The organism is Vibrio sp. Vb1574, assembly GCF_033338675.1.
The window spans coordinates 52,674-66,286 of record NZ_JAWOTC010000001.1 but is presented as its reverse complement, the minus strand read 5'-3'; the positions used below and the strand labels follow the sequence as shown (position 1 = coordinate 66,286).

The window sequence follows — 13,613 nt, the reverse complement described above, 5'->3', positions numbered from 1 at the left end:
TCTAATAACAATCTAACAAATTTGCGGCAGATAAAAAATATCCCCGCCGAAGCAGGGATATAGTAAACAACGAGTGGTCGTCAGCTTTACGCGTTTTTCATTAGGCGAGGAATCGTATCGTCGCTACGAAGCGTCAGTACTTCACAACCTTCTTTTGTTACAACAATGGTATGTTCCCATTGCGCAGAGTTCTTGCCGTCGCCCGTGTAAACAGTCCAGTCATCTTGTGCATCAACAGAGCAACCAAATTTACCTGCGTTAATCATCGGCTCAATAGTAAAGCACATGCCTTCTTTTAATACGCGGCGGTCTTTGTTCTTGTAATGAACCACTTGTGGTTCTTCATGGAACTCATCGCCGATACCGTGGCCACAGAAGTCTTTCACAATAGAAAACTTGTTGCGAGGATTGTTCTTGTTATTCTCTTTGATGTACTTCTCGATAGCTGTACCGATGTCACCAACCGTTGAACCTGGCTTAACGGTACGCATACCAACGTACAGTGCTTCTTGAGCTACCATGCACAGACGTTTGTTTGCAGGCGAAACATCACCGACTAGGAACATCTTAGAAGTGTCACCATGGTAACCCTGAGGACGCACGCTCAGATCGGCATTCTCATCATTTGGAACGATTACGGTAATATCAACGTTTAAGATGTCACCATCTTTTAGTACCGCCGGCTTCATTTGGCCGTTGCTACCGATTTCGTCTTTTTCCGCTGGAATACCGTGGCATACGATATGGTTGATTGAAGTACAGATCGACTTAGGGAAACCATGGTAATCAAGCGGAGCAGAGTATGCGCCTTTTTCTAGAGCGTACTCATGACAGATTTTGTTTAACTCTTCTGTCGTCACACCAACTTTGATGTGTGGTTCGATCATTTCTAGAATCTCTGCGGCTAGCTTGCCCGCAATGCGCATGCGTTCTATTTCTTCAGCAGTTTTAATCTTGATTGACATTGGCTTTCTCTACTTATTCCTAAGCACGTAAACGTGCGAATGGCCGCATTCTATCAGACATCGGGGCGTTAACCCAAGTTAGATAGGAATATGCATCATTCTTAATTCGATCATATGTTTAAAGTTTTGCTTATAAATAGGAGAAAGTGGCTCGGTGAAGAAATAATTTTTACTAGCCACAGTGAGCTAAAATATGGTATAAAGCGCGCCGGAATAGAGGACTGTTCTCTTCGTTTAGCAAAGTTAAGCGGCGAAGCAAGCTTCATCCGAATAACCTTTTATCTTTAAATCACACACATTCCGTCACATATTCCGGGGTGCTGAGCAGAAGCTTGGTCGGAGTTATGGGGAATGTGGAGGCCTAACCCCATAGAGGATTTTAAAATGGCAACTGTATCAATGCGCGATATGCTAAAAGCTGGTGTTCACTTCGGTCACCAGACTCGTTACTGGAACCCAAAAATGAAGCCATTCATCTTTGGCGCTCGTAACAAAGTTCATATCATCAACCTAGAAAAAACTGTACCAATGTTCAACGACGCTCTAGCTGAACTAGCTAAAGTTGGCGAGAAGAAAGGTAAGGTTCTATTCGTAGGTACTAAGCGCGCTGCATCTGAAGCTGTTAAAGAAGCTGCAATCGCAAGCAACCAGTTTTACGTAAACAACCGCTGGTTAGGCGGTATGCTTACAAACTACAAAACAGTTCGTCAGTCTATCAAGCGTCTAAAAGAACTAGAGACTCAATCTCAAGACGGTACTTTTGACAAACTAACTAAGAAAGAAGCTCTAATGCGTACTCGCGAAATGGAGAAGCTAGAGAAATCTCTTGGTGGTATCAAAGACATGGGCGGCCTACCAGACGCTCTATTCGTAATCGACGCTGATCACGAACACATTGCAATTAAAGAAGCTAACAACCTAGGTATTCCAGTATACGCTGTGGTAGATACTAACTCTAACCCAGACGGCGTTGACTACGTAATCCCAGGTAACGACGACGCGATCCGCGCTGTACAGCTATACCTGAACGCTGCTGCTTCAGCAGTATCTGAAGGTCGTAACAAAGACGTAGCTGCAGTTGCTGAAAAAGACGGTTTCGTAGAAGCTGAATAATAGCGGCTCTGTGTCACACTTGGTCTATGTGAAACCTTTGTGTAGCATAAACTAAGTTATAGTTAGCAATGGGGGCCGACAATGTTAGGCCCCTGTTTTTTACCTTATTTCGAATCAAACGAGGAAGACAGAATGGCAACTGTAACTGCTGCTCTAGTTAAAGAACTTCGCGAGCGTACTGGCGCTGGCATGATGGAATGTAAGAAAGCGCTTGTAGAAGCAAACGCTGACATCGAACTAGCAATTGAAAACATGCGTAAATCTGGCGCAGCGAAAGCAGCTAAGAAAGCTGGTAACGTTGCAGCTGAAGGCGCAATCATCATCAAAGAAGAAAACGGCGTTGCTGTTCTTCTTGAAGTTAACTGCCAAACTGACTTCGTTGCTAAAGACGGTAACTTCACTGCATTCGCAGAAGAAGTTGCAGCTGCAGCTCTAGCTTCAAAAGCTTCTGTTGAAGAACTACAAGCACAATTCGAAGACGCACGTGTAGCTCTAGTAGCTAAAATCGGTGAAAACATCACTATCCGTCGCGTAGAATACGTTCAAGGCACTGCAATCGCTTCTTACCGTCACGGTGAGAAAATCGGTGTTGTTGTTGCTGGTGAAGGCGACGCAGAAACTCTTAAGCACGTTGCAATGCACGTTGCTGCTTCTAAGCCTGAGTTCGTTAACCCAGAAGACGTACCAGCTGACGTAGTAGAAAAAGAGAAAGCGGTTCAAGTTGAAATCGCAATGAACGAAGGCAAGCCTGCTGAAATCGCTGAGAAGATGGTTGTTGGCCGCATGAAGAAATTCACTGGCGAGATCTCTCTAACAGGTCAAGCTTTCATCATGGAGCCTAAGAAAACTGTAGGCGAAATGCTGAAAGAAAAAGGTGCTTCAGTTTCTACGTTCGTTCGCCTAGAAGTAGGTGAAGGTATCGAGAAGAAAGAAGAAATGAGCTTCGCTGAAGAAGTTGCAGCAGCTCAAAAAGGTTAATCCTTAGAGACTGTATAAAGATTAGACCGTAGCCAAGGCTGCGGTCTTTTTATGAGCAGTGAACGATTAGCCGTGATGAATAGCCATAACTGAAGTTGTGTCTATTCATGACTGTTAATCAACAACTCTCTTTGGAAGGTAAACTCCATGACTACGAACCCTAAACCAGCGTATCAACGTATTCTATTAAAACTGAGTGGTGAAGCTCTTCAAGGTGAAGACGGTTTTGGTATTGATCCTGCGGTCCTTGATCGTATGGCACAAGAAGTTAAAGAACTGGTTGAACTGGGTGTTCAGGTTGGTGTAGTTATCGGTGGCGGTAACTTGTTCCGTGGTGCAGGCCTAGCTGAAGCTGGTATGAACCGCGTAGTTGGTGACCACATGGGTATGCTTGCTACAGTAATGAATGGCCTAGCGATGCGCGATGCTCTTCACCGTGCATACGTGAATGCGCGCGTTATGTCTGCCATTCCTCTAAAAGGCGTATGTGACGACTATAATTGGGCTGATGCGATCCGTGAGCTTCGCCAAGGCCGTGTTGTCATCTTCTCTGCTGGTACGGGTAACCCGTTCTTTACAACGGATTCTGCTGCTTGCCTACGTGGTATCGAAATTGAAGCGGATGTCGTACTAAAAGCGACGAAAGTTGATGGTGTATTTACTGCTGACCCTGTAGCAAACCCAGACGCAGAGCTGTATGATAAGCTATCTTATGCAGAAGTTCTGGATAAAGAGCTGAAAGTTATGGACTTGGCGGCGTTTACGCTAGCTCGTGACCACAAAATGCCAATCCGCGTATTTAATATGAACAAGCCAGGCGCACTACGTCGCGTGGTTATGGGCGAAGCAGAAGGCACGCTCATCAACGAATAAGCTTGGCTTAAGGTGCCACTCCAAAGCGTTAGGGTGGTGCTTGCTTTGCTCAACCGTTTTAGGCTTTCTTCAGGAAAGATGACATTTTTAAGGTGAAACTGTGATTAACGAAATCAAAAAAGACGCGCAAGAGCGCATGGATAAAAGCGTTGAAGCGCTTAAGAACAACCTTTCTAAAATTCGTACAGGTCGTGCACACCCAAGCCTACTATCTGGTATTTCTGTAGAATACTACGGTGCAGCAACACCTCTAAACCAAGTAGCAAACGTTATTGCTGAAGATGCACGTACACTTGCAATCACGGTTTTTGATAAAGAGCTGACGCCGAAAGTAGAAAAAGCGATCATGACGTCTGACCTTGGTCTAAACCCTATGTCAGCTGGCACTATCATCCGCGTTCCACTTCCACCGCTAACGGAAGAACGTCGTAAAGACCTAGTTAAGATCGTCCGTGGTGAAGCTGAAGGTGGTCGTGTTGCTGTTCGTAACATCCGTCGTGACGCAAACAACGATCTTAAAGCGCTTCTAAAAGATAAAGAAATCTCTGAAGATGAAGACCGTAAAGCACAAGACGAAATTCAAAAGCTAACTGACGTTGCAGTTAAGAAGATCGATGAAGTTCTTGCTGCAAAAGAAAAAGAGTTGATGGAAGTTTAATACTCCCACACACATCACTGTTGGAAAACGCTGTGCTCACAGCTCAGCGTTTTTTTATGTTAGTCTATCCAACTGATGGAACTCAATTAACTCCCTATGCAAAATTCTCAAGCCTTCTCTGATTCCCTTCCTAAGCATATTGCCATCATTATGGACGGTAATGGCCGTTGGGCTAAGTCCAAAGGAAAACCTCGCGTATTTGGTCATAAAAAAGGCGTTAGTGCCGTTCGTAAGACCGTGGCTGCTGCTTCAAAACTAGGCATTAGAGCCATGACGCTGTTTGCTTTTAGTAGTGAAAACTGGCGTCGTCCGGAGGAAGAAGTGGGTCTTTTGATGGAACTGTTTATCACGGTCCTGTCTAGTGAAGTAAAAAAACTACACAAAAATAACTTACGGTTGCGCGTGATCGGTGATACCAGTCGATTTAGTGAGCGTCTACAAAAGAAAATTGTAGAAGCAGAAAACCTAACGGCAGATAACACGGGTATGGTGATCAACATTGCAGCCAACTATGGCGGTAAATGGGACATCACAGAAGCTGCTAAAACGTTAGCGCTAAAAGCACGTAACGGTGAAATTCGTGTAGAGGATATCAATGAGCAGCTAATCACTGAGCATTTGACCATGGCAGACCTACCGGAAGTGGATCTTTTAATTCGCACCAGTGGAGAGTGCCGCATCAGCAACTTTATGTTGTGGCAAATGGCTTATGCAGAAATGTACTTTACACCAGAGTACTGGCCAGAATTCGATGAAGACAGTTTGGTAGAAGCTGTAACTTGGTTTATCAACCGAGAACGTCGTTTTGGCTGTACAGGTGAACAAATAAAGGCATTGATGGCAGCTCAATAAGGACTAGTTAGTTTGAAACAGAGAATAATAACAGCACTAATTTTAGCTCCCCTGGTTATTTTAGGCATTTTTAAATTACCGCTAATGGGCTTTATTGCCGCTTTAACTGCAATAACGCTATTAGGTTTTTGGGAGTGGACTCAGTTTACAGGAAGCAACTCTCGCATTGCTGCCCTTGTGCCGGCAATCATTATTACCGGACTTAGTTTTCTATACATCTCGCCTGATGCATATAGCCTCAATCACTTAACGACACCTCATTATGTCGTCTTGGGTATTGGTTTTGTTTGGTGGATTATTGCTAGCTTAATGGCGATTACTTACCCCAAAACGACGAAATCTTGGCAAAGTAATTTTGTTTTACGTCATGTATTTGGTTTTCTGACATTAATCCCATTCCTTTGGAGTGTGATTATTCTCAGAGCGTATGACATCACTGTAGATCCATACCACGGCGCAAAGCTTGTGTTGTACGTTTGTTTCTTGGTATGGGCTGCAGATAGCGGCGCCTACTTTGCAGGCAAAAGCTTAGGCAAACGTAAGATGGCTCCTCATGTAAGCCCCAATAAAACCATTGAAGGGCTAATTGGTGGCATTATCACGGCATTAATCGTAGCGTGGGCATTTGCTGATTGGTTCGATATCCAGTTCACTAGCCCTGTCCATATGGTGCTGATTACGCTGGTTACTGTCGTTATTTCAGTGCTTGGTGATCTGGTTGAAAGTATGTTCAAACGTGTCTCAGGCATTAAAGACAGCAGTAACATTATCCCAGGGCACGGTGGTGTGCTAGATCGTATCGACAGCCTAACCGCAGCATTCCCAGTTTTTGCTCTTCTTTACTACGTATTCTAATTTATCAGGAGCGGCGTCGTCGCTCCTGAGCTTTCTAACGGTCTTACAACATGCAAAAGTTAACGATTCTTGGTGCTACTGGATCAATTGGTGCAAGCACGCTTAAAGTGGTCGAACAAAACCCAGATCTGTTTTCTGTCGTTGCCTTAGCGGCAAGCACTAACGTTGAAAAGATGATCGGTCTATGTCGTCAGTGGCAACCTAAATATGCGGTCATGGCAGATAAAGCTGCGGCGTCTAAACTTCAAGCTGAGCTACACTCGGTTTCGCCAGGTACCGAAGTGCTAGGTGGTACTGATGCGCTATGTCATATAGCTTCGCTGGACGAGGTCGACAGTGTAATGGCTGCTATTGTAGGAGCCGCTGGCTTATTGCCTACCATGGCTGCCGTGAAAGCAGGTAAGCGAGTCTTGTTGGCAAATAAAGAAGCACTTGTAATGTCAGGCCAGCTATTTATTGATGCTGTAGAAGAATTTGGCGCAGAGCTACTTCCCGTCGACAGTGAACACAACGCCATTTTCCAATGTTTACCACAGCAAGTACAAACCAATCTAGGTCGTTGCAATTTACAAGAACATGGCATTTCTCATATTTTGTTGACTGGATCTGGTGGTCCTTTCCGTTACACTGACATCGCAGAACTGGAGCAGGTGACACCCGCTCAGGCGATCGCTCATCCAAACTGGTCGATGGGGCCAAAAATTTCTGTTGATTCTGCCACGATGATGAATAAAGGCCTTGAGTATATAGAAGCTAAGTGGCTATTTAATGCTGCTCGCGAACAACTGAAGGTGGTTATTCATCCTCAATCTGTGATTCATTCTATGGTTCAGTATCGTGATGGTTCGGTCTTGGCACAAATGGGAGAAGCGGATATGGCGACGCCAATTGCGCTCACCATGTCATACCCGTCAAGAGTAGAAGCTGGGGTTAAGCCGCTAGACTTCACGAAAGTTGGTGAGCTGACGTTTTTGCAGCCTGACTTTGCTCGTTACCCATGTTTAAAACTCGCAATTGATGCTTGTTATGAAGGTCAACACGCAACAACGGCATTGAATGCAGCTAATGAAGTCGCTGTTGATGCATTTTTAAATAACAGACTAGGTTTTACCGATATTGCTCGCATCAATGAGTCTGTGTTGAATAAAATCAACGCAAGCTGCAAAGCTGAGAATGCGAATAGCTTGGAAAGCTTGCTCGAGCTAGATAGAATGGCACGAACTATTGCCCTAGAAACCATACGCGAGCGTAGCTGATGACTGGTATATTGTGGAATCTCATTTCTTTTATCGTCGCACTGGGCATTCTTGTTGCCGTGCACGAATTTGGGCATTTTTGGGTTGCTCGCCGTTGCGGCGTTAAAGTTGAAAAGTTTTCAATCGGTTTCGGCAAGTCTATTTGGAGTAAAGTAGGCAAAGACGGAACGGAGTACAGCATCTCAATGATCCCTCTCGGCGGCTATGTGAAAATGGTTGATAGCCGTGTCGATGAGGTGCCAGAACATGAGAAGCACCTAGCGTTTGATAAGAAGCCGTTATGGAAGCGTACCTCTATTGTTGCGGCTGGCCCCATCTTTAATTTTCTTTTCGCAATTTTTGCCTATTGGCTGGTATTTCTAATTGGTATCCCAGCTGTTAAGCCTGTAATTGGTGAAGTTACGCCCAATTCGATTGTTGCGGAAGCTGGAATTGAATCTGGAATGGAACTTAAATCGATATCTGGTATCAAAACTCCGGATTGGGAATCAGTAAATATGGGATTGATTTCTCATATTGGCGATGATTTGATGACGGTAACACTAACGTCAGCGAATGAAGTTGGTTCAGAAGTAACGAAAACGCTCGATTTACGTGAGTGGAAGTTCGACCCAGAAACTCAGTCAGCGATGCAGTCGTTAGGTTTTGCTCCGTATACACCGGAGGTGTATCGAGTTATCGAGCAGGTCTCGCAAGGTGGAGCGGCGGAAAAAGCCGGTGTGCTTCCAGGTGATGAGGTTGTCGCAATTGGTCAACAACGCGTGACCGAATGGAAGCAAGTAGTTGAAGCGGTTCGTTCTAATCCTGATACACCGCTTGAATTGACGGTGTTACGTCAGGGTTATGAGCAAACATTGACGCTGACGCCCGGTAGCCGTGAGCTAGCTAACAAAGAAGTCGTTGGTTTTGCAGGTATTGCACCTAAAGTCGCAGAATGGCCAGAAAGTTATCGCTTCGATCTTCAGTTTGGTGTATTCGAGTCAATAGGTAAAGCAGTAGACAAAACTGGCCAAGTCATTGGTTTGACAATCAGCATGCTTAAGAAGCTTATTGTTGGAGACGTTGGTCTGAATAATCTGAGTGGACCAATATCAATAGCCAAAGGCGCAGGCGCGACAGCAGATTATGGTTTGGTCTACTTTTTAGGTTTTCTCGCTCTAATTAGTGTTAACCTAGGTATTATTAATCTCGTTCCTTTACCAATGTTGGATGGCGGTCATTTGTTGTTTTTTGCAATTGAAGCAGTCATTCGACGTCCTGTTCCTGAGAAAGTGCAGGAAATGGGCTTTAGAATTGGTGGTGCGATCATCTTCTCGCTCATGGCGTTAGCGCTATTTAATGATTTTACTCGTCTGTGATAGTTCAGAGACAAAAGCAGTAGCAAGGAATAATTAGAACAAGTATGGCGATTAAGCGAATTCTATTTGCAAGTTTACTGGCGACCAGTGTATCTGCAAATGGAGCAGAGAACTTCGTAGTTCAAGATATTGAAATCGATGGATTGCAGCGTGTAGCACTGGGTGCTGCATTGTTGAAAATGCCTGTACGTGTCGGTGATACCATTGGCCAAGGCGATGTTGCAGAAATTATCCGCGCCCTGTATGCATCTGGTAACTTTGAAGATGTGAAAGTGTTGCGTGACGGTGGTGTTCTGATGGTTCAAGTCAAAGAACGTCCTACCATTGCAAGCATCTCTTTTTCAGGTAACAAAGCAATCAAGGACGAGCAGCTACAAGAAAACCTGAACGCGTCTGGCGTTCGTGAAGGTGAAGCGCTTGACCGCACCACGCTAAGCAACATTGAAAAAGGCTTAGAAGACTTTTACTACAGCGTAGGTAAATACAACGCAACAGTAAAAGCGGTGGTGACTCCACTACCACGTAATCGTTCTGATCTTAAGTTTGTCTTTACTGAAGGTGTGTCGGCAAAAATTCAGCAAATCAACTTTATCGGTAATGAAGTGTTCAGTGATGAAGAACTGCTTTCGCGCTTTAACTTAAATGTTGATGTGCCGTGGTGGAATTTCCTTTCTGATGAAAAGTATCAAAAGCAAGTTCTTGCAGGTGATATTGAAGCACTCAAATCATTCTACCTGGATCGTGGTTACTTAAAATTTAACGTTGATTCGACACAAGTTGCAATCTCTCCTGACAAGAAAGGGGTATACATTACTCTTGGTCTAGAAGAGGGCGAGGTTTACACCGTTAAGGACGTGAAGTTCCGTGGTGATTTGATTGGCGAGGAAGCGACGTTCGAAAGACTTGTGCCATTTGAAGACAATGAGACATACAACGGCTCGTTGGTTACTTCAATGGAAGAAGGGATTAAGCGTGTGCTTGGTGAGTCCGGTTATGCTTATCCTCAAGTGAATACCATTCCTGAGTTTGACGACGAGAATCAAGAAGTTTCTTTGGTCGTTAACGTAGATCCGGGTAACCGAATTTATGTTCGTGACATTCGCTTCACGGGTAATAACTCAACCAAAGATGAAGTCCTTCGTCGTGAAATGCGTCAGATGGAAGGCAGTTGGTTGAACTCGAAATCGATTGAAACGGGTAAAACTCGTCTAAATCGTTTGGGCTACTTTGAAAATGTTGAAGTACAGACGGTTCGAGTTCCTGGTAGTGATGATCAAGTTGACCTAGTTTACTCTGTCAAAGAAGCGAACTCTGGTAGCGTTAACTTCGGTGTTGGCTACGGCACAGAATCGGGTGTGAGCTTCCAGGTTGGCCTGCAACAAGATAACTTCATTGGTAGTGGTAACCGTGTTGGTATCAACGCGATGATGAATGACTACCAGAAAAACATCAGTCTAGATTACCGTGATCCGTACTGGAACTTAGACGGTGTAAGCTTAGGTGGTAAGGTTTTCTATAACGAATTTGAAGCGAAAGAAGCCAATATCGTTGACTATACCAACGAAAGCTATGGCGCGAGCTTAACGTGGGGTTTCCCATTCGATGAGTTGAACCGTTTTGAATTCGGTGTCGGTTATACGCACAACAAGATCGGTAACTTATCGCCTTACTTACAGGTAGAGCAGTTCTTACGAGCACAAGCAGACAACATTGATTCTAGTGGAGCGTTGAACACAAACGATTTCGACTTCAATATCTCTTGGACACGTAATAACTTAAACCGTGGCTACTTCCCTACGGCAGGTAACCATCAGCGTGCATTCTATAAAATGACCGTACCTGGCTCTGACGTTCAATACTTCAAAATGCAGTACGATGTTCGTCAGTATGTGCCATTGACTAAAAAGCACGAGTTTACCCTCTTGTTCCGTGGCCGCTTAGGTTACGGTAATGGTTACGGTCAAACGGATGGCAACGATAACTTGTTCCCATTCTACGAAAACTACTACGCAGGTGGCTTTACATCGCTTCGTGGCTTTGGCTCAAACTCTGTTGGTCCTAAAGCGGTTTACCGTGATACATCTGGTTCAAACAATGGCGCAGATACAGCAACAGATGACTCTGTTGGTGGTAACGCCGTAGCGCTAGCAAGTGTTGAGTTGATTGTCCCAACACCATTTGCATCAGAAGAAGTACAAAACCAAATTCGTACCAGTATCTTCTTTGATATGGCAAGTGTTTGGGATACGGAGTTTGACTACCGCGATTCAGGTGCGGAATATGGTGACCGTTACTACTACGATTACTCAGATCCAACCAACTACCGCTCTTCTTACGGTGCGGCGTTGCAGTGGATGTCTCCAATGGGGCCACTAGTCTTCTCACTAGCGAAACCAATTAAGAAATTTGATGGCGATGATGAAGAGTTCTTCACATTCACTATCGGTAGAACTTTCTAAAGAGGAAAATATTTTGAATAAAATGATCAAAGCGGCTGGGATTGGCCTTCTTGTACTGAGCTCTTCAATGTTTGCAAATGCGGCAGAAGCTGCACAGAAAATTGCTTACGTAAATACAGCTCAAGTTTTTCAAGCTCTTCCTCAACGTGAAGTTGTACTACAAAAAATGCAGAAAGACTTCAAAAGCAAAGCTGATGAACTGAAGTCAATCCAAGCACAAGCTAAAACAAAGATTGAGAAGCTACAACGTGACGGCGAGCTTTTGGGTCAAGACGAAGTTGAAAAGCTACGTATCGATATCGCGAAGCTAGACAGCGAGTACAAAGTGAAAGCACAAGCACTTGAAAAAGCAAGTGCGCGTCGTGAAGCTGAAGAAAAAGCGAAGCTTTTCAAAACGATTCAAGATGCAGTTAAGAAAGTCGCAGACAAAAATGGTTACGATCTTGTGATTGATATCTCTGCTTTGCAGTACGGCAAGCCAGAATACAATATCTCTGAAGACGTAATTAAAGCTCTAAAATAAGAAGTTATGAAGACATTGACATTAGCCGAATTGGCGACAATTACCGGGGGTGAGCTGTTTGGTGACGAGTCTCTCGTTGTAAGCCGTGTTGCCCCAATGGATAAAGCACAAGAAGGTGACGTAACCTTCTTGTCTAACCCAAAATACGCAAAACACCTTTCTGAGTGCCAAGCTACCGTTGTTATGGTAAAGGCTGAGCATAAAGATCAATGCGTTGGAAATGCGCTAGTGGTTTCAGACCCTTATGTCGCATTTGCTCGTGTGGTTCAAGCGATGGATACCACACCAAAACCGGCAGACGATATTGCACCAAGTGCTGTGATTGCCGCTGACGTTAAGATGGGTGAGAACGTTACAATCGGCGCTAACGCTGTGATTGAAACGGGCGTAGAACTCGGCGATAACGTAAGCGTTGGCGCTGGTTGTTTTATCGGTAAGAACGCCAAGCTAGGGAATAACACCAAGCTTTGGGCTAATGTCACTATCTACCATGAAGTGTCATTAGGTGATGACTGTCTTGTTCAATCGGGTACCGTCATTGGCTCTGATGGCTTCGGTTATGCGAATGACAAAGGCGAGTGGATCAAAATCCCTCAGCTTGGTTCAGTGCGTATCGGTAACCGCGTTGAGATTGGTGCTTGTACTACGATTGACCGCGGTGCACTCGAAGATACTATCATTGAAGACAATGTCATTCTGGATAACCAACTTCAAATCGCGCACAACGTGCAGATCGGATATGGTACCGTGATGCCTGGTGGTACTATTGTCGCGGGCAGTACAAAAATTGGTAAGTACTGCCAGATTGGCGGCGCGTCTGTTCTGAATGGCCATATCACTATCGCAGATGGTGTGGCGATTACAGGTATGGGCATGGTAATGCGCAGTATCGAAGAAAAAGGCCTTTACTCATCAGGTATTCCACTACAAACGAACAGAGAGTGGCGTAAAACTGCAACTCGAGTTCACCGTATTGATGAGATGAATAAGCGCCTGAAAGCGGTTGAAAAACAGCTGGAACAGAAAGAAGAAATTTAGAACAAGTTATCTTTCGCTCTGTATTTAACGTGAAAGCTAACAGGCTCTAGTTCCATATTCTGTACGAAGACTCGCGAAATGCGGGTCTTTTTCTTCTATAATGACGCGCTCTAAGTAGATTTAACTCCAAGATGGTGCGTATTTTGCTAGTATATTGCAAAGCGATTCGGCTTTACGACCTGTTGCCACGTTTGCCATCTTGGCGGCAAAAAATTGATATAGGAAGACGACTTTGACTACTGAAAAGAAAACGATGAACATCTCTGAAATTCAAGAGCTACTACCTCATCGCTACCCATTCTTATTGATCGACCGAGTGATAGACTTCCAAGAAGAGAAGTACCTTCACGCGATTAAAAACGTGTCGGTTAACGAACCTCAGTTCACAGGTCACTTTCCTCAACTACCAGTATTCCCAGGTGTTTTGATTTTAGAAGCAATGGCTCAGGCAACAGGCTTACTTGCATTTAAATCATTTGGTGCACCAACAGAAAATGAACTGTACTACTTTGCAAGCGTAGACGGCGCGAAATTCCGTAAACCAGTGGTTCCGGGCGACCAATTGGTTATTGAGGTAGAATTTCTGAAAGAACGTCGCGGCATTGCTGCATTTAGCGGTGTAGCAAAAGTTGACGGTGAAGTGGTATGTTCTGCAGAGCTGAAGTGTGCTCGTCGAGAGTTTTAA

The 13,613-nt window shown here is 44.5% G+C and carries 13 protein-coding genes; 12 read left to right on the top strand and 1 reads right to left on the bottom strand.

Annotated features, from left to right (window positions below):
• Positions 1-86: 86 nt before the first annotated feature.
• Entirely contained in the window at positions 87-965 is an 879-nt protein-coding gene (map, locus tag R7O12_RS00285; protein WP_005380326.1) for a type I methionyl aminopeptidase, read from the bottom strand.
• Between the two features lie 384 nt (positions 966-1,349).
• Here map and rpsB point away from each other — a divergent pair, with 384 nt between their 5' ends.
• From rpsB to fabZ, 12 genes are all read left to right on the top strand, one after another.
• On the top strand, positions 1,350-2,078 hold the full coding sequence (gene rpsB, locus R7O12_RS00280) for a 30S ribosomal protein S2 (RefSeq protein ID WP_005380327.1): 729 nt from the start codon (positions 1,350-1,352) through the stop codon (positions 2,076-2,078).
• A gap of 132 nt (positions 2,079-2,210) precedes the next feature.
• The gene (gene tsf, locus R7O12_RS00275) at positions 2,211-3,056 is read left to right on the top strand and encodes a translation elongation factor Ts (RefSeq protein WP_005380328.1); all 846 of its coding nucleotides are present in this window, start codon (positions 2,211-2,213) and stop codon (positions 3,054-3,056) included.
• A gap of 147 nt (positions 3,057-3,203) precedes the next feature.
• The gene (gene pyrH, locus R7O12_RS00270; RefSeq protein WP_005380329.1) at positions 3,204-3,929 is read left to right on the top strand and encodes a UMP kinase; all 726 of its coding nucleotides are present in this window, start codon (positions 3,204-3,206) and stop codon (positions 3,927-3,929) included.
• Between the two features lie 100 nt (positions 3,930-4,029).
• Positions 4,030-4,587, top strand: a complete 558-nt coding sequence (gene frr, locus R7O12_RS00265; protein ID WP_005380330.1) for a ribosome recycling factor — start codon at positions 4,030-4,032, stop codon at positions 4,585-4,587.
• Between the two features lie 96 nt (positions 4,588-4,683).
• Complete coding sequence (locus tag R7O12_RS00260) at positions 4,684-5,439, top strand: isoprenyl transferase (RefSeq protein WP_005380331.1); 756 nt, start codon at positions 4,684-4,686, stop codon at positions 5,437-5,439.
• A 12-nt stretch (positions 5,440-5,451) separates the two neighbouring features.
• The gene (locus R7O12_RS00255; RefSeq protein ID WP_005385351.1) at positions 5,452-6,294 is read left to right on the top strand and encodes a phosphatidate cytidylyltransferase; all 843 of its coding nucleotides are present in this window, start codon (positions 5,452-5,454) and stop codon (positions 6,292-6,294) included.
• 50 nt (positions 6,295-6,344) lie between these two features.
• A complete protein-coding gene (gene ispC, locus R7O12_RS00250) occupies positions 6,345-7,550 on the top strand; it encodes a 1-deoxy-D-xylulose-5-phosphate reductoisomerase (RefSeq protein WP_054577587.1) in 1,206 nt (401 codons plus the stop codon).
• Entirely contained in the window at positions 7,550-8,908 is a 1,359-nt protein-coding gene (gene rseP / locus R7O12_RS00245) for a sigma E protease regulator RseP (protein WP_005380334.1), read from the top strand. The genes ispC and rseP overlap by 1 nt, the downstream gene beginning before the upstream one ends.
• A 44-nt stretch (positions 8,909-8,952) precedes the next feature.
• On the top strand, positions 8,953-11,367 hold the full coding sequence (gene bamA / locus R7O12_RS00240; protein WP_005391802.1) for an outer membrane protein assembly factor BamA: 2,415 nt from the start codon (positions 8,953-8,955) through the stop codon (positions 11,365-11,367).
• 13 nt (positions 11,368-11,380) lie between these two features.
• Entirely contained in the window at positions 11,381-11,890 is a 510-nt protein-coding gene (locus R7O12_RS00235; protein WP_005391804.1) for an OmpH family outer membrane protein, read from the top strand.
• 6 nt (positions 11,891-11,896) lie between these two features.
• On the top strand, positions 11,897-12,928 hold the full coding sequence (gene lpxD, locus R7O12_RS00230; RefSeq protein ID WP_005380347.1) for a UDP-3-O-(3-hydroxymyristoyl)glucosamine N-acyltransferase: 1,032 nt from the start codon (positions 11,897-11,899) through the stop codon (positions 12,926-12,928).
• 232 nt (positions 12,929-13,160) lie between these two features.
• Positions 13,161-13,613 carry a 3-hydroxyacyl-ACP dehydratase FabZ gene (gene fabZ, locus R7O12_RS00225; protein WP_005380349.1) on the top strand — a complete coding sequence of 151 codons (453 nt, stop codon included), beginning with the start codon at positions 13,161-13,163 and terminating at the stop codon, positions 13,611-13,613.